The organism is Microbacterium neimengense (assembly GCF_054782995.1).
On record NZ_BAAGRK010000003.1, the window covers coordinates 263,906 to 285,067 of the forward strand.

General features: G+C 70.4%; 19 protein-coding genes. 2 read left to right on the forward strand and 17 right to left on the reverse strand.

What is annotated here, in order from left to right; translation table 11 throughout:
* Positions 1 to 21 precede the first annotated feature (21 nt).
* From ACYVJS_RS03870 to gabT, 4 genes are read right to left on the reverse strand one after another with little or no spacing between them, the layout of a single operon-like run.
* Entirely contained in the window at positions 22 to 1,569 is a 1,548-nt protein-coding gene (locus ACYVJS_RS03870; protein WP_460737949.1) for an APC family permease, read from the reverse strand.
* The gene (locus tag ACYVJS_RS03875) at positions 1,566 to 2,447 is read right to left on the reverse strand and encodes a universal stress protein (protein ID WP_460737951.1); all 882 of its coding nucleotides are present in this window, start codon (positions 2,445 to 2,447) and stop codon (positions 1,566 to 1,568) included. The genes ACYVJS_RS03870 and ACYVJS_RS03875 overlap by 4 nt, the downstream gene beginning before the upstream one ends.
* On the reverse strand, positions 2,447 to 3,808 hold the full coding sequence (locus tag ACYVJS_RS03880) for a flavin monoamine oxidase family protein (RefSeq protein ID WP_460737953.1): 1,362 nt from the start codon (positions 3,806 to 3,808) through the stop codon (positions 2,447 to 2,449). The genes ACYVJS_RS03875 and ACYVJS_RS03880 overlap by 1 nt, the downstream gene beginning before the upstream one ends.
* A 32-nt stretch (positions 3,809 to 3,840) precedes the next feature.
* Positions 3,841 to 5,196: a 4-aminobutyrate--2-oxoglutarate transaminase gene (gene gabT, locus ACYVJS_RS03885; RefSeq protein ID WP_460737955.1), complete on the reverse strand. Its 1,356-nt coding sequence runs from the start codon at positions 5,194 to 5,196 to the stop codon at positions 3,841 to 3,843.
* Between the two features lie 85 nt (positions 5,197 to 5,281).
* On the opposite strand from gabT, the gene ACYVJS_RS03890 reads away from it, so the two are divergent.
* Positions 5,282 to 6,808: a PucR family transcriptional regulator gene (locus tag ACYVJS_RS03890; RefSeq protein ID WP_460737957.1), complete on the forward strand. Its 1,527-nt coding sequence runs from the start codon at positions 5,282 to 5,284 to the stop codon at positions 6,806 to 6,808.
* 56 nt (positions 6,809 to 6,864) lie between these two features.
* On the opposite strand, the gene ACYVJS_RS03895 is transcribed toward ACYVJS_RS03890, so the two are convergent.
* The 13 genes from ACYVJS_RS03895 to ACYVJS_RS03955 form a co-directional block, all read right to left on the reverse strand.
* Positions 6,865 to 8,007, reverse strand: a complete 1,143-nt coding sequence (locus tag ACYVJS_RS03895; RefSeq protein ID WP_460737959.1) for a LacI family DNA-binding transcriptional regulator — start codon at positions 8,005 to 8,007, stop codon at positions 6,865 to 6,867.
* 38 nt (positions 8,008 to 8,045) lie between these two features.
* The gene (locus tag ACYVJS_RS03900) at positions 8,046 to 9,878 is read right to left on the reverse strand and encodes a glycoside hydrolase family 3 protein (protein ID WP_460737961.1); all 1,833 of its coding nucleotides are present in this window, start codon (positions 9,876 to 9,878) and stop codon (positions 8,046 to 8,048) included.
* A gap of 32 nt (positions 9,879 to 9,910) precedes the next feature.
* Positions 9,911 to 10,765: a carbohydrate ABC transporter permease gene (locus ACYVJS_RS03905; RefSeq protein WP_460737963.1), complete on the reverse strand. Its 855-nt coding sequence runs from the start codon at positions 10,763 to 10,765 to the stop codon at positions 9,911 to 9,913.
* Between the two features lie 11 nt (positions 10,766 to 10,776).
* Positions 10,777 to 11,727 carry a carbohydrate ABC transporter permease gene (locus ACYVJS_RS03910; RefSeq protein WP_460737965.1) on the reverse strand — a complete coding sequence of 317 codons (951 nt, stop codon included), beginning with the start codon at positions 11,725 to 11,727 and terminating at the stop codon, positions 10,777 to 10,779.
* Positions 11,728 to 11,731: 4 nt separating this feature from the next.
* Entirely contained in the window at positions 11,732 to 12,994 is a 1,263-nt protein-coding gene (locus ACYVJS_RS03915; RefSeq protein ID WP_460737967.1) for an extracellular solute-binding protein, read from the reverse strand.
* Positions 12,995 to 13,094: 100 nt separating this feature from the next.
* Entirely contained in the window at positions 13,095 to 13,736 is a 642-nt protein-coding gene (locus tag ACYVJS_RS03920) for a TetR/AcrR family transcriptional regulator (RefSeq protein ID WP_460737969.1), read from the reverse strand.
* Positions 13,737 to 13,749: 13 nt separating this feature from the next.
* The gene (locus ACYVJS_RS03925; protein WP_460739857.1) at positions 13,750 to 15,303 is read right to left on the reverse strand and encodes a glucoamylase family protein; all 1,554 of its coding nucleotides are present in this window, start codon (positions 15,301 to 15,303) and stop codon (positions 13,750 to 13,752) included.
* Positions 15,304 to 15,451: 148 nt separating this feature from the next.
* Positions 15,452 to 16,309 (reverse strand): MurR/RpiR family transcriptional regulator, encoded by an 858-nt coding sequence (locus ACYVJS_RS03930; protein WP_460737971.1) that lies wholly within the window; start codon positions 16,307 to 16,309, stop codon positions 15,452 to 15,454.
* On the reverse strand, positions 16,299 to 17,132 hold the full coding sequence (gene phnE / locus ACYVJS_RS03935; protein ID WP_460737973.1) for a phosphonate ABC transporter, permease protein PhnE: 834 nt from the start codon (positions 17,130 to 17,132) through the stop codon (positions 16,299 to 16,301). The genes ACYVJS_RS03930 and phnE (ACYVJS_RS03935) overlap by 11 nt, the downstream gene beginning before the upstream one ends.
* Positions 17,129 to 17,929: a phosphonate ABC transporter, permease protein PhnE gene (gene phnE / locus ACYVJS_RS03940; RefSeq protein ID WP_460737975.1), complete on the reverse strand. Its 801-nt coding sequence runs from the start codon at positions 17,927 to 17,929 to the stop codon at positions 17,129 to 17,131. The genes phnE (ACYVJS_RS03935) and phnE (ACYVJS_RS03940) overlap by 4 nt, the downstream gene beginning before the upstream one ends.
* Positions 17,926 to 18,741, reverse strand: coding sequence for a phosphonate ABC transporter ATP-binding protein (phnC, locus tag ACYVJS_RS03945; RefSeq protein WP_460737977.1), 816 nt, complete (start codon positions 18,739 to 18,741; stop codon positions 17,926 to 17,928). The genes phnE (ACYVJS_RS03940) and phnC overlap by 4 nt, the downstream gene beginning before the upstream one ends.
* Positions 18,738 to 19,715 (reverse strand): phosphate/phosphite/phosphonate ABC transporter substrate-binding protein, encoded by a 978-nt coding sequence (gene phnD, locus ACYVJS_RS03950; RefSeq protein ID WP_460737979.1) that lies wholly within the window; start codon positions 19,713 to 19,715, stop codon positions 18,738 to 18,740. Before phnD ends, phnC begins: the two co-directional genes overlap by 4 nt.
* A gap of 41 nt (positions 19,716 to 19,756) precedes the next feature.
* Positions 19,757 to 20,413: an HAD family hydrolase gene (locus ACYVJS_RS03955; RefSeq protein ID WP_460737981.1), complete on the reverse strand. Its 657-nt coding sequence runs from the start codon at positions 20,411 to 20,413 to the stop codon at positions 19,757 to 19,759.
* 53 nt (positions 20,414 to 20,466) lie between these two features.
* Between ACYVJS_RS03955 and ACYVJS_RS03960 the strand changes: the two genes are divergently transcribed.
* Positions 20,467 to 21,150, forward strand: a complete 684-nt coding sequence (locus tag ACYVJS_RS03960) for an amino acid deaminase (RefSeq protein ID WP_460737983.1) — start codon at positions 20,467 to 20,469, stop codon at positions 21,148 to 21,150.
* Positions 21,151 to 21,162 lie beyond the last annotated feature (12 nt).

Here is a 21,162-nt window from a genome sequence, read left to right on the forward strand (position 1 = left end):
GGTTGTGGTCTCAGTCTGCCGTCACCGCCGACGGCGGCGCAGGCTCTCGGGCGCGTCCAGGCTCAGCGTGCGCCCACGGAAGAAGTCGGGGCGCTTGACCGCCTGCCAGATCATGATCACGACGCCCAGCAGGATGACGGTCACACCCAGCACGAACACGAGTCCCAGTCCGAAGATCTGCGAACCGGAGCCGTAGTCGGGGTCCATGGAATCGACCAGTGTCGTCACGAACAGCACCGCGAGGATGACCCCGCCCACGAGCGGGAAGAGGAACGTGAACACGAAGGCGCGCACCGAGTCGAACCACTGCTTGCGGAAGTACCAGACGCACGCGAAGGCCGTCAGACCGTAGTAGAAGCAGATCATCATTCCGAGCGCGGTGATGGTGTCCCACAGGACGTTCTCACTGACGAAGCGCATGACGGCGTAGAACACCGACGCCACGACGGAGGCGACGATCGTCGCGAACCCGGGGGTGAAGAAGCGGGGGCTCACCTTGGCGAAGCGCTCCGGCAGCGCGCCGTAGTGCCCCATGGCCAGCAGCGTGCGCGCCGGCGACACGAAGGTCGACTGCAGCGACGATGCGGAGCTGGTGAGCACCGCGAGCGACACGAGGGCCGCGAGCGGGCCCAGTACGGGCCCTGACAGGTGGAAGAACACATTGTCCTGGATGTCGGGGTTGCCGAGCCCGAACTCTCCCGTGCCGACGCCGGCGAACATGATGAGCGAGACCGCGAGCAGCAGGTACAGCGCGACGATCACGAGCACCGTGATGGTCGCTGCGCGACCCGGCGTCTTGTCGGGGTCCTTGGTCTCCTCGTTCATGGTGAGGGTGACGTCCCAGCCCCAGAAGATGAAGATCGACAGGGAGAGGCCCGCGGCGAAGGAGCTGAACGACGAGACGGCGAACGGGTCGAACCACGACCAGTCGAATGGTGTCGCATCGAAGCCGTTGCCGTTGATCGTCTCGATGATCGCCGCGACCGCGAACACGACCAAGACGACGACCTGGAACCCGACCAGCACGTACTGCAGCTTCTGGGTCGTCTGCATATCGCGGTACGAGACGAAGGTGGCCGCCGCCATGAACGCGAGGCACACCAGGACGTTCACCCCCGGTTGCGCCGCGATGTCGGCGATCGAGGGGTTCTGGGTGATCTGAGCGATCAGCAGGAACAGGAAGTCGACGGCGATTCCGGCAAGATTCGAGAGCACGAGGATGGTGGCGGCCACCAGGCCCCACCCCGCCATCCATCCGATCCATGGACCGAAGGCGCGCGTGGCCCAGGTGAACGACGTGCCGGAGTCGGGCATGCTCCGGTTCAGCTCGCGGTAGCCGAACGCCACCAGCAGCATCGGGATGAAGCCGACCAGGATGATCGCCGGCACCTGCACACCGACCGCGGAGACGGTGGGTCCCAGCGCCGCGGTCAGCGTGTAGGCGGGCGCGATGCAGGAGATGCCGATGACGACGGCGCCGATCAGGCCCACCGTTCCCGCAGAGAGCCCCTTCTTGGAGAGTCCGCCGGTCTCGGCCGCGACGGCCTGCGATTCGGGTGCGCTCATCATCGAGCCCCTTCTGTGTTGCGGGTGCGTGGCACCACGATCATGGGAACGGGCAGCACGTGCAGCATCTTCGCCGCCGTCGAGCCCAGGAAGAGCCGCCGCGGCTGCGCGAGTCGGCTCGAGCCGACCATGGCGATCTCGCCGGGGAGCCATTCGATCTGCGAGACCGCCTCCTCGATGTCGGCGCCCTGCGCGCTGACGACTTCGGCCACGGAGCCTTCGCCCAGCGACGCACGCGCCTGGGCGAGCACCGTGTCGGCGTGCGTCGCCTCGGTGAGCCGGATGACGCCGGTGTCGACGCCGGCGGGCAGGTCCACCGTCGCGAGCGACAGCAGCCGCAGCGGCGCGCCCGATGCGGTGGCAAGGCCCGCCGCCTCGGCCAGGAGCACGTCGCCTCCCGGCCTGGTGCCGATCGCGGCGGTGACCCTCTCGACGCCGACGGATGCGGGGACCTTGCGCGCCCCCTCGGGCGCGAGCACGACCGGGACGTCGGAGGAGTGCATGAGCTCGTTGGCGACGGTACCCAGGCGGTGGCGTCCGCGGAGCCCGCCGTTCGCCGCGCCCACCACGATCATGCCGGCTCCGAACTCGGCCGCGGCGGCGATGAGCCCCTCGGCGAACGACTCGCCGTAGCGCACGTGACGGCCGTGCGCGACGGTGTCCTTGAGGGACTCGGAAGCGCGGGCCAGCCACTCCCGCGCCCGCTCACGCACGAGCCGGTCATACCCCGCGTCGGGCGGGGTGATGACCGAGCGTTCGCCCGGCAGGACCATCACGATCTCCAGCACGGACCCGGTCGCGACCGCGAGCCGTGCGCCCAGGGCGAGCGCGTCGGCGCCCGCATCCGTCGCGGTGTAGCCGACGACCACCGGCGCGGCCATCAGCGCAGCTCCTCGAGGATCTCGGATGCGGCACGGTGCCCCATCCGGATCGCTCCGTCGACGTGCTGGTAACCGGCGCCCGCCATGTCGCTGCAGGCGAGGTGGATGGGCCCGACCGCCGTGCGCAGATCGGCGCCGTAGCGGTGGAGGCCCCCCAGATCGAAGCTCGCCGCGTAGGCGCCCCGGGTCCATTCCTCGCTGCCCCAGTCGCTCTCGTAGTACACGATCGGGTTCTTGGCCTCGGGGCCGTAGTAGTGCGAGAGCGACTCGAGGATGCGTTCCTTGCGCTCGGTGGCGTCCAGGCGGAACAGATCGTCGGCGTTGCGGTCGGAGACGAATCCGACCAGCGTGCCGCGCTCGTCGCCGTGGTTCGTGTTGTCATACGCCTCGTGCGAGAGCTCGTAGGGACTGAACGCCGTACCGGACAGCCCCTGCTCCCGCCAGAACGGGCGGTCGTAGACGGCGTGCACCTTGATGACGAAGCCCATTGAGATGTGCTGGTGCATCTGCTGCTGCAGGCGCGGCAGCGGCGGCACGAACGAGATGCGGGGGTAGAGCACGGGCGCGAGGGCGAGGATGGCGCGTCGCGCGCGGACCGTGACGGATGCGGCCTCTGCCACGACGCCGTCCTGGTCCCAGGTGAGCGAGCGCACCGGCTGGTCCAGCAGGACGTCCTCCCCCAGGCGCTCCGCGAGCAGCAGGGGCACCTGCTGGAGACCGCCCACGACGCGCTTGTCGAGGATGAAGTCCGCGTCGACGAGGTGCGAGTAGCTGCCGGCGCTCGCGGCCATCAGCAGCGACTGCAGGAGGGAGAAGGCGTGGGTCGGCTTGGTGAGCATCGCCGAGCCGGTGGCGAACGCGAGGTTGCGCACCGCCTCGTCGTCGTCGGTCTGCGAACGCAGCCAGCCGTCCCACGAGATCGTGTCCCACTCGGCGGCCTTCGGGTGCGCCCACGGCCGGTCGGGGTCGATCTCGGCGACCATCGCGTCGAGATCGGCGGTGATGCGTTCGATCACCGCAGCCGTCTCCGGCGCAACCGGGAAGACGTCTCCCGTGAACCGCGTCACCGCGCCGTCGGGGCCGACGTAGACGCTGTCGCCCTCGCGGTAGCGCGAGAAGGTGGAGAGCCCGAGCTCCGCGACCGTGTCGATGAGTGCGTGCTGATCGGGCGACACCCACTGACCGCCGATCTCGAGCATCGCGCCCTCGATCGTGTCGGTCCACAGGCGGCCGCCGACGCGATCGCGCGCCTCGAGCACGGCGACCGACAGACCGGCCTTGCGGAGGTCGTTCGCGGCGGTCAGCCCGGCTGCTCCCGCGCCGATGACGACGACGTCTCTGATGATCTCGGTGGTGCTCATCTCACTCCTTCGTGGTGCTCGGGTGTTGCGTCTCAGACGGCGGCGAGGGATGCGGCGAGGACGTCGAGTCCCTCGCCGAGGAGGTCGTCGTCGATCGAGAGGGGCGGCAGGAATCGGATCACGTTGCCGTAGGTGCCGCAGGTCAGCAGGATCACGCCCTCGGCGATGGCGGCCTTCGCCACGGCGGCGGCGAGCGCCGCATCCGGAGCACCCGTCGCCGGGTCGACGAACTCGGCCGCGACCATCGCGCCCCGGCCGCGGACGTCGCCGACGCGCGGGTCCGCCTGCTGCAGCGCCTCGAGGCGGGCGGTGAGGATCGCACCGATCTCGCGGGCTCGTTCGACAAGCCCTTCGTGCTCGTACGCGTCGATCGCCGCGAGCGCCGCGGCGCAGGCGATCGGGTTGCCGCCGTAGGTGCCGCCGAGTCCCCCGGCGTGCGAGGCGTCCATGATCTCCGCGCGCCCGGTGACGGCGGCGAGCGGCAGTCCACCCGCGAGGCCCTTGGCGGTCGTGACGAGGTCGGGCACGATGCCGAACCCGTCGCTCGCGAACATCTCGCCCGTGCGGGCGAAGCCCGTCTGCACCTCGTCCGCGATGAAGACCACGTTGTTCGCGCGGCACCAGTGCACGAGAGCGGCGAGGAATCCGTCGGCCGGAACGATGAAGCCGCCCTCACCCTGGATGGGCTCGATGACGAGCGCCGCGAGATTGTCGGCGCCGATCTGCTTCTCGATCATCGAGATGGCGCGCGCGGCCGCATCCGCTCCGCTCAGGCCGTCTCGGAAGGGGTAGGACAGCGGGGCGCGGTAGATCTCGCCGGCGAAGGGTCCGAAGCCGCTCTTGTACGGCATCGCCTTCGCGGTGAGGGCCATCGTGAGGTTCGTGCGGCCGTGGTAGCCGTGGTCGAACGCGACGACCGCTGGCTTACCGGTGTACTTGCGGGCGATCTTGACGGCGTTCTCCACGGCCTCGGCGCCGGAGTTGAACAGCGCGGTGCGCTTCTCGTGATCGCCGGGGGTGAGCCGGTTCAGTGCCTCGGCGACGGCGACGTACGAGTCGTACGGCGAGATCATGAAGCAGGTGTGCGTGAACTGCGCCGCCTGCGCCTGAACGGCCGCCACGACGCCGGGATGAGCGTTTCCGACCGAGGTGACGGCGATGCCGGAGCCCAGGTCGATGAGCGAGTTGCCGTCGGCGTCCACGACCACGCCGCCGCCCGCGGCCACCGCCTGGATGGGCACGGTGTGACCGACCCCTGCCGGAACCGCCGCGGCCTTGCGTGCGAGGAGCTCCTGCGAGCGCGGTCCGGGGATGGCCGTGACGAGGCGCCGCTCCTGCGGCAGCGAGGGTCCGCCCAGGGGCGCGGTGATGACGTCGGCGATGCTCATGGCCGCGAGCGTAGGGCGAATGCGGAGCGCGCTGCACTCGCCTGCCCGTACACGTGCGCGCCCGAGATGCGCCACGATGTACAACATGAGTACGCCGCCGTCCGACAGCCCCACCCTCGGCTCCCTTCTCGCCCGCCGGGATCTGGATCTGCGTGCGGCGGGAGAGCTGGATGCCGCGACGTTGGCGACGCGGGTGCACGGCGTGCACAGCTCCGACCTCGCCGATCCGACCCCCTTCCTGGCGGAGGGGCTCGTGCTGCTCACGACCGGCACGCAGTTCCTCGGCGCCGACGACGATTCGCCCGACTTCGACGCCTACGTCGCGAGGCTCCGCGGGCGCGGTATCACCGCGCTCGGATTCGGCACCGAGGTGGTGCGCGAGGGCATCCCCCGCGGACTGGATGCGGCCTGCCGCGCCCAGGGGCTGCCGCTGTTCGAGGTGCCCTATCGCACCCCGTTCATCGCCGTCGCCCGCGCCAACGCGCAGGCCATCGCCGCCGAGGAGTACGCGCGGCGCAGTTGGGCGCTCGCCGCGGGGCGGGCTCTCTCGCTGGCGGCGCTGCGCGCGGACGGGCTCGCCGCGACCCTGGACGAACTCGCGCGGCAGCTGGGCGGCTGGGTCGGCATGTTCGACGCCGCCGGGGCGTTGACGCACCAGCATCCGGCCGCATCCCTGGACGCGGCCACGCGCGACGGCCTGAGCGACGAGGTGTCGGCGCTCCTTCGCCGCGGCGCGCGGGCGGGATCCTCGTTGCACATCGGTTCGTCGCCGTTCCACGTTCAGACCCTCGGCCGCGGCGGGCGTCTGCGCGGCGCGATCGCCGTATCGGCCGAGGTGTTCGATCGCGAGGCGCGCGGCGTCGTGACGACGGCCGTCGCGATGGCGGGGCTGGCGCTCGAGCAGCGTCAGACCCTCGCGCAGGCCACGACCGCGCTCCGGGCCGGCCTGGCGGAGGCGTTGCTCGCCGGCGACAGCGCGCTCGTGCGGCGCGTATCGAAGCCCCTGTGGGGGACGCTCGGCACGGGGCCGATCGCGATCGCGCTGACGGATGCCGAGGCCGCCCGTCGCGAGGACGTCCTCCAGTGGCTGGAGAGTGCCGTCGCCGCCCGTGGCGGTTCCCTGTTCTTCGGACGGATCGACGACGGACTCCTGCTGGCGGCGCCCGTGGGAGAGGCGGTGTTCGCCGAGCTCGCCGCGAAGCTCGGCGTGCGGGTGGGCGTCTCGGCCCCCGCGGCGCTGGACACGGCCCCCGCCGCCCTCTCGCAGGCGCGCGTGGCCAGGGAGCGGGCTTCGGCGGGATCGGTCGCGGCCTTCGCCGAGGTGCGCGGAGGCCTGCTCTCCGCCCTCGACGACGAGCGCATCGGCGCGATCGCCCGCGCGGAGCTGGACCCGCTGCTGCGCCACGACGCCCAGCACGCGACGGCGCTTGTCGCCACCCTCGACGCCTGGCTCGCCGCGGACACCGCTCACGAGGCCGCCGCTCGGGCGCTCGGGGTGCATCGGCACACAGTGCGGGCTCGCCTGGCCCTCACCGAGCGCGTGCTCGGCGTGGATCTGTCCTCCTTCGCGGTGCGCGCCCAGCTCTGGCTCGCCCTCCGCGCCCTCGACTGACCCGCCGCATCCCTGCGCGAACGAGCATCCGTTCGGCGTTGGGCCGGGCGGCCCGCTCAGCCGCAGCCGCAGCTGGCGCGCACGACGAGCGCCGGGGCGAAGACGGCATCGAAGGGAGAACCGTCCTCGGGGAGCGGACCTGCGGTGCCCGCGAGGATGCGGGCGGCCGCCCGCCCCATCGCCTCCATCGGCTGACGCACGGTGGTCAGCGCCGGCGCGCTCAGTCGCCCGGCGAGGATGCCGTCGAACCCGGTGACGATGACGTCGTCCGGAACGCGGAAGCCGAGCTCGCCCACGACGTCCATGGCCGCCAGCGCGTTCTGGTCCGTAGAGCACACGAGCGCCCGCGGCATCCGTCCCGCCGCGGCGAGCGCGTGCAGGTGCTCGGCCATCCGGTCGGGCCCGCGCACGGTGGCATCCACCGGCTCGCCCTCCGGCGCGATCCCCGCCTGAACGAGACTCTCCCGGTACTGGGCGAAGCGCTCCTCGCCGTCCGAGGAGTCCAATCGTCCGACGAACGCGAACGAGCGCACACCGTGCGTCACGAGCAGATGCGTCATCATCTCGCGCATCCCCTGCGTGTTGTCGACGCGCACGCGATGATGCCCGTCGGCGGCGGGCGCCGCGGAGAAGAGCACGATCGGTATCGACGAGGAGAACCTCGACAGCACCGCCGCCGATCCCTCCGACGGGAAGATCGCGAGCCCGTCCACGCGCCCCGCCGTGTCCGCCACCGACACATCGCTGTCGGAGCCACTGCTGAGCATCACGGGCCTGCCCATCACCCAGCACTCCAGGGCGAACCCGCGCTGGACCTCGTCGACGTACAGCGGGAACGCGCGCGGATCGGCCAGCAGCTCGTCGTCGGTCTCGGCCCACGGAATGATGCGCGGCCCCTCGAGATCGGGGCTGTGCAGATCGCGCAGCGCCCGCACCCGCGCCTCCGGCTCATGTGCCCGCTCGAGCATCAGGTCGAACGCATGCAGACCCAGGATGCCGGTGCGCCCACGCGCGAGCCCCCGCGCCGACGCGCTCGGGGCGTAGCCGAGACGCCTCGCGGCCTCCAGCACGCGCTCGCGCGTCGCTTCGCTGAGCTGCTCGGGGCGGCGGAACGCGAACGAGACGGAGGCGATGGACACACCCGCCTCCTGGGCGACGTCGTAGACGGTCGTGCGGCGCGTCCGCGGGCGTTCACTCACGCGTGCGACATCCTTCCCTCCGACGGGCCGTGGGCGCCCTAGGCGAGTCGCAGCCCGTGACGCACCGGGAACAGCGGATCCCCGGTATCCGACGGTACATCCTCCCTCGACGCGCGGACGGCGGCCATCGAGCGCGGCAGCTCCACGGGCAGCCGCCCCTCGGGCCGCACGCGACCGGTCAGGGCATCGATCACCGCGCGGGGAGAGCTGCCGTAGTCGACGACGATGGCCGCCGCATCCGCCACGAACGGGGTGAGGATCGCCGGGCGGTCGATCGTGACCACGAGCACGAGCGGGCATTGCCGCGCGATCTGCTGGAGGCGGTAGACGAGTCCCGGCGGGAAGTCCAGCGAGCCCTGGTGGAACCATGCCTCGAGGAACAGGTCGTCGCGCGCATCGAACGGCGCCTTGACCCGCACGATCGCAAGATCCGCGGATGCCGGATCGGCGACCGTCGGCCCGAGCTCGGCGACGTCCGCGTCGGCGAACCCCTCCACGTACAGCGCTCCCGCCGGCGTCAACGGAAGGGCCCCGTCGCGGTTGAGCAGGACGGTCAGCGAGCGCGCCTGCGCCCGCTCCCCGGCGGCACGGAAGTCCGCGTTGCCCACGATCCGCTCGGCCGCATCCACGTCGACGTAGGGATCGTCGAACAGGCCGAGGGCGAACTTGACCCGCAGCAGGCGCCGCGCCGATTCGTCGATGCGCTGTTCACTGACCAGGCCCGAGCGCACGAGCTCCAGCAGCAGCTCGACGCACTCCTCGCCGCCGAACTGGTCGGCGCCCGCATCCAGGATCTTCGCCATGCGCTCGACCGGGGTGAGTGTCTCGACGCCCCACGCCCGCGCGGGCAGCACCTGGTCGCCGACGTGGTTGTCGTTCACGAGCTCCCAGTCGGTTACAACCACCCCGTCGTAGCCCAGTTCGTCGCGCAGCAGGTCGGTCACGATCTGCCGGTTGTAGCCGAACCCGACCTCCTCGATCGGCTCGCCGCCGCGCTCGAGACCCACCGGCATCCCGTAGTACGGCATCATCCCCGCCGTTCCGCGGCGGATCGCCTCACGGAAGGGCTCGAGGTGGTACTCGAACATGCCGCCCGGGTAGACCTGCTCGCGGCCGTACGGGAAGTGGGCGTCCTCGCCGTCCTTCTGCGGGCCGCCGCCCGGAAAGTGCTTCGTCGTGCATGCCACACTGTCCGGACCCAGCCGGTCGCCCTGGAATCCCTGCAGGTAGGCGGCGGTGAACTCGGCGACGCGCTGCGCATCCTGGCCCAGCGTCTGCGCCTGACGCCCCCAACGCGGCTCGGTCGCGAGATCGATCTGCGGATGCAGGGCGGCGCGGATGCCGACGGCCACGTACTCCTGTCGTGCGATGTCGGCGAAGGCGCGCACCGTCTCGACATCGTCGATGGCGGCGAGGCCCAGACCCTCCGGCCATTGCGAGAAGGGACCGGCGGAGAAGGCCACCCCGGTGTTCTCCACGAACGCGTGGCGAGGGTCGGTGCTGATCGTCACGGGGATGCCGTGCGGCGTCTTCTCCGCGAGCGCCTGGAGGGCGTTGTTCCACGTGGCCGCCTGCCGCGCGGTGCGGATGGCGTGCACGTTGAAGTGGTTCATGTGCTTGTCGCGCACGACGGTCGTGGTGGGCGATTTCGAGATGCGCCCCGGGTGCTCGAGGAGCTCACCGTCCTCGCCGACCTCGATGACCGTCTGGAACATCAGTCCGCACTTCTCCTCGAGGCTCAGCCGCCCGAGCAGGTCCTCGGTGCGCTCCGCGGGCGACAGACGCGGATCCTCGTACGGGTCCATCACGCCGTTGCCGTTCAGGTCGCGATAGCGGGTGCCGTCGGGGGCGGTCGAGAAGGTCGCGGACATAGGGGCCTTTCTGGGGTGCGTGTCGACGGTGCTCACTTGAGTCCCGTCGTCGCGACGCCCTGGATGAAGTAACGCTGCAGGAACACGAACAGGAGGATGATCGGGGCGATCACCAGCACGGAGCCCGCGAGCAGGAGTCCGTAGTCGGTCGCGTTCTGCCCCGTCGCATAGAGCGAGATGGCGACGGGAAGGGTGTACATGTCCTCGCTCTGGGCGGCCACGAGCGGCCACAGGAAGTTGTTCCAGGATGCGAGGAAGGTGAGGATGCCGAGCGTCGCGAGCGGCGGCCCGCACAGCGGCATCACGACGCGGGCGAAGATACGCAGCTCTCCCGCACCGTCGATGCGCGCCGCTTCGAGCAGCTCGTCGGGGATGCCGAGCATGAACTGCCGCATGAGGAACACGCCCAAGGGTGTCGTGACGAACGGCAGGATCAGCGCGGCGTAACTGCTGGTGAGCCCGAAAGAGGACACCATCACGAACAGCGGCACGAAGGTCACGATGCCCGGCACCATGAGGGTGATGAGCACGACGGCGAACAGCACCTTCTTGCCGGGGAAGTCCATCTTCGCCAGCGCGTAGCCGACCATCGAGCAGAACACCAGGTTGCCGAGCACCGTCAGCAGCGCCACGACGACGCTGTTCGTGAAGAACCGGCCGATGTCGAGGGGCCCGAACCACTGGGCGAAGTTCTCCCACGTGATCTGCTGCGGCAGCCAGGTCGGCGGGCGCTGCAGGATCTCGCTCTGCGTCTTGACGGAGCCCAGCAGCATCCACACGAACGGGAGGACCCAGACGATCAGGCCCGCGACCAGCACGGTGTAGGTGAGGGCACGCCCGGTGAGCGCGCGGCGGGCGCGGCGGGAGGTCATCGTCGTCGAAGTCATGATCTCCTCCTTCAGTCCTTCGAGCGCAGCAGTCGGAACTGCACCAGGCTCACGAGCGCGATCGCGAGGAACAGGATGTAGCTCGCAGCGGATGCGGTGCCGTACTCGCCGAAGCCGAACTGCTTGAACGTGTAGTAGGCGACGGACAGCGTCGAGTCGAGCGGCCCGCCCTGCGTCATCACGAAGGCCTCCTCGAAGAACTGCAGGAAGCCGACCGAGATGAGAACGGCGCCCAGCAGCAGCGTCGGACGCAGCAGCGGGAGGGTGATCGCGGTGAGCCGGCGCCACGCGGAAGCCCCGTCCATGACGGCCGCCTCCTTGACGTCGGTCGGGATGGCCTGGAGCCCCGCGAGGAAGATCACCATGAGCGTTCCGACGTTGCGCCAGACCGCCATCGCGATGAGCGAGGGGAGGGCCCACGTGGTGTCGTTGAGCCAGTCGGGACCCTGGATCCCCACCACCGCGAGTGCGGCGTTGAGCAACCCCTCCGGCTGCAGGATGTAGCGCCACACGACCGAGACGGCGACGATGCTCGTGACCACCGGCGCGTAGAAACCGACCCGGAGGAAGGAGACGATCCGCCCGCCGCCGGAGTTCAGCGCCAACGCCAGCGCGAGCGCCACCGCCATCGTGACCGGGATGCCGATCACGACGAAGGTCGCCGTGACGCCCGCCGACTTGAGGAAGGTGGGGTCTCCCAGCACCGCGAGGTACTGGTCGAGACCGACGAAGTTCACCGCGAAGGGCGAGCGGATGTCCTGCGCGCGGAAGTCGGTGAACGACATCGCGAACGAGCCGACGATCGGCACCACCATGAAGGCGGCGAAGACGAGGACGAACGGGAGCGCGAAGCCCCACGCGATCAGGCCCTGGCGCCGGCGGCGGCTCGAGCGGCGGCCACCGCCGGCGCGACCGGAGCCGGCCAGCGCCGCTCCGGTCGCGGCCAGTGATGTCTGCGTCATCGGGTCAGCCCAGCCCCACGGCGTCGGCCTTGCTCTGAAGCTCCTTCATCGCGTCGGCCGGGCTCATGGTGCCCAGACGCACCTTCTCGAGCACGGCGTCTCCGGCCGCGGCCACCTTCACCCAGGTCGTCGTCGCCGGGACGGACTTCGCGGTCTCGAGCTGTGTGCCGAAGGCGGCGAGCGTGGGCTGCGAGGCGAGCGCGTCGTCCTGCCATGCCGCCTGGACAGCGGGAAGGTCACCGGTCTGGTCGTACCAGCGTGCCTGCGTCTCGGGCTCGCTCAGCCACTGGGCGAGCTTCCATGCGGAGTGCGCGTTGTCGGAGCCGTCGAACACGACGAGGTTCGAGCCGCCGCTGAACGAGGTGGAGGATTCCTTCGTCGGAAGCACCGCCGTCGTGAACTTCGAGGAGAAGTCCGCGCCGCCGAGCTTCTCGAGCGAGCCGATCATGAACGGGCCGTCGATGAGCATCGGCGTGCGGCCTGCGACGAAGTCCGCCTCCTGTGCGCCGGAGGAGCGATCCGCGGACGGGTTGGCGAGTGCGTCCGTGAAGAAGCTCTGGTAGTACTCGTACGCCTCGACCATCTCGGGGGTGTCGAGCGTCCATGCCGAGCCGTCCTCGAGGGATGCGCCGTTGGACCAGGGCATCCAGAGCGTGCCCTGGAAGGAGTCGTTGCCGGCGGGCAGGCGGATGCCGTACTCCGCTCCCGCCTTGGACTTCATGTCGGCGGCCATCTGGCTGAGCTCGTCCCAGGTGGTGGGCGCGCTCGTCCAGCCGGCCTCCTCGGCCATGTCCGTGCGGTAGTACAGCACACGCGTGTCGACGTACCACGGCACGCCCGCCGCGCGATCGCCCACCTTGGTGGAGTCGACGGCACCACCGAAGGCGCCCGACGTGTCGAGATCAGTGGGCACCGTCTGGAAGGCGTCGGCGAAGTCGGCCATCCAGGTCGAGCCCATCATCGCGATGTCGGGGGTGTTGCCGCTCGCGATCGCGGTCTGGAACTTGCTGTACGCGGAGTCCCATGGGATCGCCGTGACGTCGACCTCGACGCCGGGGTTGGCCTCTTCGAACGTCTTGACGAAGTCGGGGAGGGCCTCACCCTCGGTCCCCATCGCCCACATCGTGATCTTGCCCGTCGCGGGCTCGCTCCCGATGGTCGTCGCTTCCTGGGCCGCCGTTCCTGCGTCATCCGCTCGTCCGCATCCCGCCAGGCTGAGGGCGGCGACGGCGAGCAGCGCGACGGCGCCGAGCCGAACATGTTTCATGGTTCCTCCTTGAACGAGACACACCTGTTGGCGTCGTGACTACGGTACTTAAGCGCTTAAGAGAGCGCAACCCCATCGACGGGATGGGTGGACGGCGAGCTCAGAGCGGGCGGAGATAGCCGCGGACGAACTCGTGGAAGAGGGCGACCATGTCGACCTCCTCATCCAGCAGGAATTGCTGCTGCAGCCCGTCCATCACGGCGCTGATGAGCCTGCCGGCGCGGGCGGGGTCGACATCGGCGCGGATCTCGCCCGCGGCCTGCCCCGCGGCGATGATGCGCTCGGCGGATGCGGCCGAGTCGCGATAGCGGTCGACGAACTCCTCATGCGCGGGATGGGCGGGATCGATCGCATCCGCGGCTACCGTCGTGTAGAGCGCGGAGAGGCCGCGCGGCGCGCCCTGGTTGTAGGCGACCACATCCGCGCTCTGCTCGATGAGCCGGTGCTCGGCGGGGTCCCCGACCGCCGCCCGGATGCGCTCGTCGCGCTGGCGGAGGACCTCGACGAACAGCTCCTCCTTGCTCGAGAAATGGTGGAGCACGCCTGCGGGGGTCATCCCCACGCCGCGGGCTATAGCCCGCAGCGAACCCGCATCGAAGCCGCTGCGGGCGAACACGACGAGGGCCTCCTCGACGATCTGCTGGCGACGGGCCTGCCCCTTCGCATAGCTGCCGCGCTTGCCGCGGATCGGGGAGGCGACGGAATCCGCCGCCTCCCCGATCGCCTCATCGGGTGCGCTCACCGCATCCCTCTCGTCATCGGCCGCTCGACTCGCCCCAGCTGGAGCTGAACACCTGCGCCTGCATCGCGGGTCGGAGCGTGCGCTCCATGTCGCGATCCACGACGTAGCCCTTGAGCCTGTCACCGGTCAGCTCGTTGCCGATGGCAGCCATGATCATCGACTGGTCCAGCGAGAGGTAGCGCTCGGCGATCGTGCCGCTGTGCACCGCGACCGCGTCGTAGAAGCCGCCGGGACCGTACGCGCCGAGGTCGTTCTCGATGCGCGAGAGGTTCTCGAGGACCCCATCGCGGTCGTAGGGCAGGGCGAGGAAGCTCGCGTGCGGGGTCACGACTCCGTCTCCGAACTGCGGGTCGGGGTTGGTGCCCATCGAGCAGCCGGGCCGGTCGATGTCGACGTCCGTCTTCTCGCGGTCCGAGGTGTAGCCATCGGAGCGCATCCCCGCGAGGTCGACGCCGTACTCGGCATAGCCGCCGAATGGATCGCTGGCGGGCGAGAAGCCCCAGTAGCCGTAGCCCGCATCCTCTCCGTGCCGTTCCTGCACCGCGACGGTGATCGGATGGTTCAGCGCCCAGGAGCTCTCCCCCCACTCGGTCTCGGGGATCAGGAGATCGGGCATCAGCGCCTCGAACATGCTGCCGCCCCAGCTGGGGACGAAGCGCATGCCGTCGTAGGCGTAGACCCCCTCCCAGACGTCGACGCCGGAGTAGGTGCGCGTGGTGCCGGTGGGCAGCTGCTCCTGCCAAGCCCAGTCGCAGCCCGGCGGCATCGTGCGGTGCGTGCCGTACAGCGCGGTCGGCGGGATCTGCCCGTTCGCGATGCCCAGGTAGGTCGCGATGCGGCTCTCGCTCACGGTCGTGTCGTAGTGGTGGCACGTGTAGTACGCGGTCTCACCCGAGCCGTTGTACATGGGCGCTTCGACGCTGCAGCCCGTGGGCGGGGAGTCCCAGAATCCGCCGCGGTTCGTGCCGGCCGGCAGCCCGGCCGCACCCGCCGGATCGAAGAAGGCGCCGAAATCCATCGACCGGTACAGGGCATCCGCCTGGCGGGCCAGACTCGGCTCCGCCTCGCGCACGATGCGCAGGGATGCGGCGAGCCAGCCGTTGTCGACCGTGGACAGGAACGGCTCGACCGGGTCGCCGGAGTCGGGCCAGGTGGTGAGCTTGGCGCCGGTCGCCGGGTCGTACCAGTTGTAGAACATGCCGCTGGCGTCGTTGCGCTCCAGGCGGTCGAGCGTGTCGAGGGTCGTCCGCATCCGGTCGCGGGCCTCCCGCCGGTCGATCAGCCCGATGTCCCGGGCGGTCACCGTCGACCACAGGTAGCCGCCGATGTTCGTCGGCGAGGTGTAGGCGCCGACCGTCTGCAGCGCGCCGTCGATGTTGTCCGACGGCAGGCCCGTGTCCGGATCGGTCATCGCCACCAGCGATGCCCAGGTGTCGGCGGCGTAGCGCTCCAACGTGCGGGTCTCGCCGCGATCGGGGTGGTGTCCGTGGCCTGCGGGCGCCGCATCCGCCAGCGCGGGCGTGGCGGTCGTCACCGCCAGCACCGCAGCGGATGCGGCGGCCAGCATGAAACGGGTCGTCTTTCTCATCGTCGCTCTCCTCGTCGAAAGCGGCTCCGGGGGGAACCGTGTCCCCAAACCCTTACACGTGATCGGTTTTCATTCAAGACGCCAGGGGCACACGGGCGGCGCGGATCCGCCGAGTGAGCACCCGTGCTCACTCGGCGGGGTCGGCCAGGTTCTCGGAGAGGATCTCGAGCACCTGGGCCCGGATGCGGGGCGACCGCTCCCCCAGCTCGGCGGCGACCGCATCCACGAGCACCTCTCCGAAGACGGCGTGCACCGCGCGAGAGGTGTGCTCGAGCTCATCGCGAAACGTCGCACCCGCCGGCGCCAGGACGAGCGAGAGGTCGGCGATCTCGGTCAGTGTCGAGGCGACGAACGAGGTGATGAGGAGCACGCTCGCGCCGGCCGCGTCGGCCGCACGCGCGGCCCGCACACTCGCCTCGTTCGCCCCCGAGCCACTGATCACGAGGCAGACGTCGTCGCTCGTGAGCTGGCGTGCGGAGATCTGCTGCGCGATCGGGTCCGCGACGATCTCCGCGGGACGCCCGACCGCGGTCAGCCGCATCGCGAGGTCGCTCGCGAGCGGTGACGACAGACCGTTGGCGACGACCAGCACCCGCCGGGCGCGGGCGACGCGGGACACCGCAGCGGCGACCGCATCCTCGGTCAGAAGCCCCGCCGAACCGGCGAGTGCCTGCGCCGCACGGTCCATCGCGGTGCGCATGCGTCCGAGAACACCCACGCCGTGATCGGTCACCGCATCGGGCTGCGCGCCGAGCTCCGCGGCGAGCGCGACCCGCAGCTGGGGATACCCGCGGTATCCGAGGCGTTGACACGCCCGCACGACCGAAGACCGTGCGACACCTGCCCGATCGGCGAGCTGCTGCGCCGTGAGCTCCACGACGACCTCGGGCTCCGACACGATCAGGTCGGCGATGCGCCGTTCGGTGGGCTGCAGGACGTTGCGCAGCGCCGCGATCCGCGCGGTCGTGGGAGCGTCAGCGGACACGCGCACCCTCCATGATCCTGCGGCGGACCGCGCCGCTGATCGCATCGATGGTCATCGTCACCGCGATGACCACGATCAGCAGCATCCCCACCGTCGACCACTCACGGTACTGGGTGTAGGTGGTCAGCATGTCGCCGATTCCGCCCACACCGATGAGGCCCAGCACGGCGGAGGATCGCACGTTGATCTCGAACCGGTAGAGCCAGAACGACAGGAACGCCGGGGTCGCCTGCGGCCACACACCCCACCGCAGCACCTGCAGGGTGTTCCCGCCGGCAGCGCGCGCCGCCTCGATCGGCCCCTGCGGTACCGCCTCGATCGCCTCGTATCCCCACTTGCCGAGCGTGCCGACGCCGTTGACGGCGAGAGCGAGGGCACCCGTCAGCGGGGTGAGTCCCGTCATCGACAGAATGATGATGGCGAAGATGATCTCCGGAACCGCACGGATGACGGAGAAGACCAGGCGAAGCGCGGAGCGCAGCCACGCCGGCCCGAAACCGCGGGAAGCCATGAGGCTCAGCGGCGTCGCGACGATCACGCCGAGCACGGTGCCGACCCAGGCCATCTCGACGCTGCGCCAGGTCTGCCAGAGCGCCTCGGGCAGCTTCGACCAGTCCGGGGCCGAGAACATGAGCCAGATGTAGCGCACGATCGCCGCGGGAAGCTCCCCCAGCCGCGACCAGGTGATGTCGACCGACCAGAAGGCGGCGATGACGATCACCGTCACGCCGACGCCGACGACGAGCCCGAGGGATCGACGCGGGCGCTCGGGAAGCGCGAACGCGGGCGCGGTGCGCGCCGGTTCGGTGTCGATCGCACTCATACGAGCCTCCGTCGAACGGCGGCGCTCAGGGCGTCGAGAAGGACGACGAGCACGAGGATCTCCAGGATGATGAGCGAGAGCTGGTCGTAGCGGTAGTACGTGCGCACCGCGTCGATGAGCAGGCCCAGCCCGCCGGCGCCCACCAGTCCCAGCACCGACGAGGCGCGAACGTTGAGCTCGAACACGTAGAGCGTCTGAGCGACGAAGGCCGGCCAGGTGTCGGGCAGGGCGAGTGTGCGGTTGATCTGCAGCTGGGTTCCTCCGGCCGCACGGCCCGCCTCGATCGGGCCCGCATCCATCGCGTCGATCGACTCGGAGACGAGTTTGACGATGATGCCGACGTTGAAGAGCACGAGCGCGAGGATGCCGGGAAGCGCGCCGACGCCGACCATCGCGACCAGGACCGCGGCCGACAGCAGGTCGGGGACGGCCCGCACGACGTTCAGCACGGTACGAACAGCGCCGCGCAGCCACGGATGCGGGTTGGTCGGGCGTGCGGCGAGGAAGCTGAGAGGAAGAGAGATGAGCGCGCCGACGGCGGTGCCGATCACGGCCATCTGCAGTGTCTCGAGCAACGGCGCGACCGTGCGCGGGAAGAACGACCAGTCGGGCTGGAGCAGCCCCAGGACCTTGCTCGCGCCGTGCTGCCAGTTGCGTGCGATGCCGCTGAGGTCGAAGTCGATCCCGACGACGGGCAGGCACATGAACACCGTGGCCGCGGCGATGGCGGCGGCGATCACCCAGCCGCGCCACCGGCCGCCGGGTCTGGGCGGCAGCTCGAGCGACGACGCGCTCACGAGTCCAGCCGATCCTCGGCCGTGACCGAGCGACCGTAGATCTGGGCGAAGTCGGCATCCGTGGCATCCGCGGCCGACCCGTCGTAGACGAGCTCGCCTGCCCGCATCCCGATCAGGCGCGTGCCGTACTGACGAGCGAGATCGAGCAGGTGGAGGTTCACGAGCACGGTGATGCCGAGCTCACGGTTGATGCGGCGGAGGTCTCCCATCACCCCGTGCGCCGTGGGCGGGTCGAGGCTCGCGACGGGCTCGTCGGCGAGCACGATCCGCGGCTGCTGCGCGAGGGCCCGAGCGATCGCGACGCGCTGCTGCTGACCGCCCGAGAGCGCCGACGCGCGGTCGTAGACCTTCGCGAGGATGCCGACCCGGTCCAGTGCCTCGTAGGCGAGCTGCTTGTCGCCCGCCGTGTAGGCGCCGAGCAGTGTGCGCCAGGTGGGGGTGTGCGTCAGACGCCCGACGAGCACGTTGTTCAGAACGCTCGTGCGGCCAGCCAGATTGAAGCCCTGGAAGACCATGCCGATGCCGCCGCGCAGGCGCCGGAGCGTACGCGGGCGCGCGCCCGCGAGCTCGATGTCGCCGACCGTCAGCGAGCCGGCGGAGATCGGCACGAGCCCGTTGATCGTGCGGATGAGGGTGGACTTGCCGGATCCGGAGAGTCCCACGACCGCGACCATCTCGCCGGCGGCGATGTCCAGGCTCACACCCCGCAAGCCCATCGTGCCGTTCGGATAGCGCACCTGGACGTCGCGGAGGCGGATGGGCCAGGAGGCCGGGGCCGCAGCCCCGACCTCCTGGCGGAGAGGCGTCGTCACTGCAGCCCCAGCTTCTGCGCCGCACGGGCGACCACGTCGAGCGACGAGGGGTCGGCGGGAGCGAGCTTGGTGATGGAGTAGATGCTCTGCAGCACCTTCGAGCCCTCGTCGGAGCTCGAGTACTCCTCGAGGGCGTCGGTGATCTTCTGCTGCAGCTCGGGCGAAAGGTCGGAGGTGAGGGCGACGCCGTCGTTGGGGATCTCGTCCGTCATCGCGAAGACGACGACCTTCTGGCCCACGTCCGGCACGTCCTTCTTCACGATCGTGCGCGCGTCCCAGAAGCTGAAGCCGACCTCGGCGTCGCCGTTGTAGACCGCGAGCACCGACGCGTCGTTCGCGGTGACCGGCAGCTTCTCGATGTCGGTGTCGGTGTTGATGCCGGCCTCCTGCAGCGCCAGCACGGGGTAGATGTAGCCGGCGGGAGACCCGGGTCCGAGCATCGCGACTTTCGCGCCCTTGACCTTGGTGATCGAGTCCAGTCCCGCCGGGCCCTTCATCGCGTCGGCGCCGTTGCAGAAGAGCATCCCGTCGCGCTCGACGGGAGTGTCCTCGCAGTACTTGTCGGGGTTGTTGGTCATGAACTGCGCAGGGTAGGTGATGTTGCCGTTGCGCTCGGTCTGGAGCACGACCTTGGCGCCGTACTTGTCGCTGGCCTGCCAGAGCTGCAGCGAGGGCAGGAAGCCGATCTGCGCCTGGCCCGCGCCCATCGCCTCGACGGCGGCCTGGTAGTCCTTCGCGACGACGCCCGTGACGGGGATGCCGAGCTTCTCGGTGAGCATGTCGGTCAGGGGCTTCGCGGTGTCGACGAGGCCGTTCTGGTCCTGAGAGGGAACGAGAGCCAGCACGAGGGAGTCGGGGTCCGCCGCGGCACCGCTGGTACCGGGATCGGCCGAGCCGGCACAACCGGCGAGCAGCAGGGATGCGGCCGCAACGACGGCGGCTGCGGCGCCGAGGCGCAGACGGGTGATGTTCATGTGGTGTCCTTCGGATCGGGGTGGGGTGCGGGTCGGTGAGGTCAGGAGACGCGGGCGGCGAGGGCCCAGCGCGCGATGTCGTCGAGGAGGTCGTCCAGTCGCGCGGCGCGGTAGGTGGGCCGCGCGTCGGGAGCTGAGGATGCGCCGACGAGCGCCGTCGCGTGGCCGCGGGCGTGGGCGGGGGCGAGGTCGTTGCGCCAGATGTCGCCGATGCTCAACACGGGGCGGGCGGGATCGAGCTCGTCGAGGAGCGCCTCCAGTCCCGCGGGCTTCGCCGCATCCGTCACGATCCGGTCGAACCGCCCGGCGAGCCCCAGCGCGTCGAGCGCTTCGGGGAGCCGCACATCGGGCGCGTTCGTGAGGAGGATCCGCTCCGCGTCGACCTCGTCGAGCAGTCGCGCGAGGCCCGCGGGTGTGCCGATCGGGGCTGCGGATGTCGCCAGCATCCCGCGACTCGCCCGGTAGCCGAATGCGAGGTGCGCCTCGTCGGCGCCGGCGCGCTGGGCGAGGATGCGGACGAGGTCGTAGCCGTCGACGGCGTCCTCCGCGGTCGGGTCGTCGAGCCCCCGCCGCACCTCGGTGACGAAACTCTCCGGCAGGCGGCCGGCGGCGGCCACGGATGCGGCGTAGGCCAGCACCGGCCCGTCGCCGAGGGCGACGGTACCGTCGAAGTCGAAGATGAGAACAGGACGTGGCACGGGGCTCCTTCAGGTGGACGCTTCGTCCATGGTGAAGGAGGATTGTGGACGCAATGACCACGCCCGATGAACAGCCGGTTAAATCATCGACCGCCCGCGTGGATGCGGCGGCCCGCCGCGCGATGGACGACCCCGCCGCAGCACTCGCGCTCCTGCCCGGCATCGCCGCATCCGTTCGCCAGGACGCCGCGAACGGCCTGTTCGACGCGTGGGATCTCTCCACGGCCATCGACGAGAACACCGGAGAGCCGGTCGTCCCCGAGGCCTTCTTCGCGCATCTGCATGCGGTGGCGGGGCTGGATGCGAGCTGGCCCGTCGGCAACGCGGGGCTCGTGCACGTCTACGGCTATCTCTTCTCCCTCGCCGAGACACCGTACGGACTCAAGCGCGAACGGTGGCTGGATGCGGAACTGGCCGCCGCCTACGGCGAGCGCTCGCTCTTCCACGCCGAGGCGCTGAGTGGCGTTGCGCTCTCCGTCACGCCGCTGGCGCGCATCACGGCCGCCGCCCGCGGCCTGCTGGCCGAGCACACGGTGCGCGAGGAGCGCATCGGCCCGGTACGCGCGCGGATCGCGATCGGGCGGCACACCACATCCGGCCCCTTCGCCCTCGCCTACGCGATCGATCGCGGATCCGGCGAGCGCCTCGTGACGACGTTCCCGGTCTCCTCCCCCGCCGACACGCTCGCCGCGATCGACTCAGCGCCGCCCCGGCTGCGCTGGAACGCCGTCGAGTGAGCCCCCCGCGCA

Coding starts and splice junctions, on each gene's coding strand:
- phnE (WP_460737973.1), bottom strand. CDS start 17,132: ATGAGTGCGATCGACACCGAACCGGCGCGCACCGCGCCCGCGTTCGCG.
- ACYVJS_RS03870 (WP_460737949.1), bottom strand. CDS start 1,569: ATGATGAGCGCACCCGAATCGCAGGCCGTCGCGGCCGAGACCGGCGGA.
- ACYVJS_RS03900 (WP_460737961.1), bottom strand. CDS start 9,878: ATGTCCGCGACCTTCTCGACCGCCCCCGACGGCACCCGCTATCGCGAC.
- ACYVJS_RS03875 (WP_460737951.1), bottom strand. CDS start 2,447: ATGGCCGCGCCGGTGGTCGTCGGCTACACCGCGACGGATGCGGGCGCC.
- ACYVJS_RS03880 (WP_460737953.1), bottom strand. CDS start 3,808: ATGAGCACCACCGAGATCATCAGAGACGTCGTCGTCATCGGCGCGGGA.
- phnD (WP_460737979.1), bottom strand. CDS start 19,715: ATGAACATCACCCGTCTGCGCCTCGGCGCCGCAGCCGCCGTCGTTGCG.
- ACYVJS_RS03890 (WP_460737957.1), top strand. CDS start 5,282: ATGAGTACGCCGCCGTCCGACAGCCCCACCCTCGGCTCCCTTCTCGCC.
- ACYVJS_RS03910 (WP_460737965.1), bottom strand. CDS start 11,727: ATGACGCAGACATCACTGGCCGCGACCGGAGCGGCGCTGGCCGGCTCC.
- ACYVJS_RS03915 (WP_460737967.1), bottom strand. CDS start 12,994: ATGAAACATGTTCGGCTCGGCGCCGTCGCGCTGCTCGCCGTCGCCGCC.
- ACYVJS_RS03925 (WP_460739857.1), bottom strand. CDS start 15,303: ATGCTGGCCGCCGCATCCGCTGCGGTGCTGGCGGTGACGACCGCCACG.
- ACYVJS_RS03905 (WP_460737963.1), bottom strand. CDS start 10,765: ATGACTTCGACGACGATGACCTCCCGCCGCGCCCGCCGCGCGCTCACC.
- ACYVJS_RS03960 (WP_460737983.1), top strand. CDS start 20,467: ATGACCACGCCCGATGAACAGCCGGTTAAATCATCGACCGCCCGCGTG.
- gabT (WP_460737955.1), bottom strand. CDS start 5,196: ATGAGCATCGCCGACGTCATCACCGCGCCCCTGGGCGGACCCTCGCTG.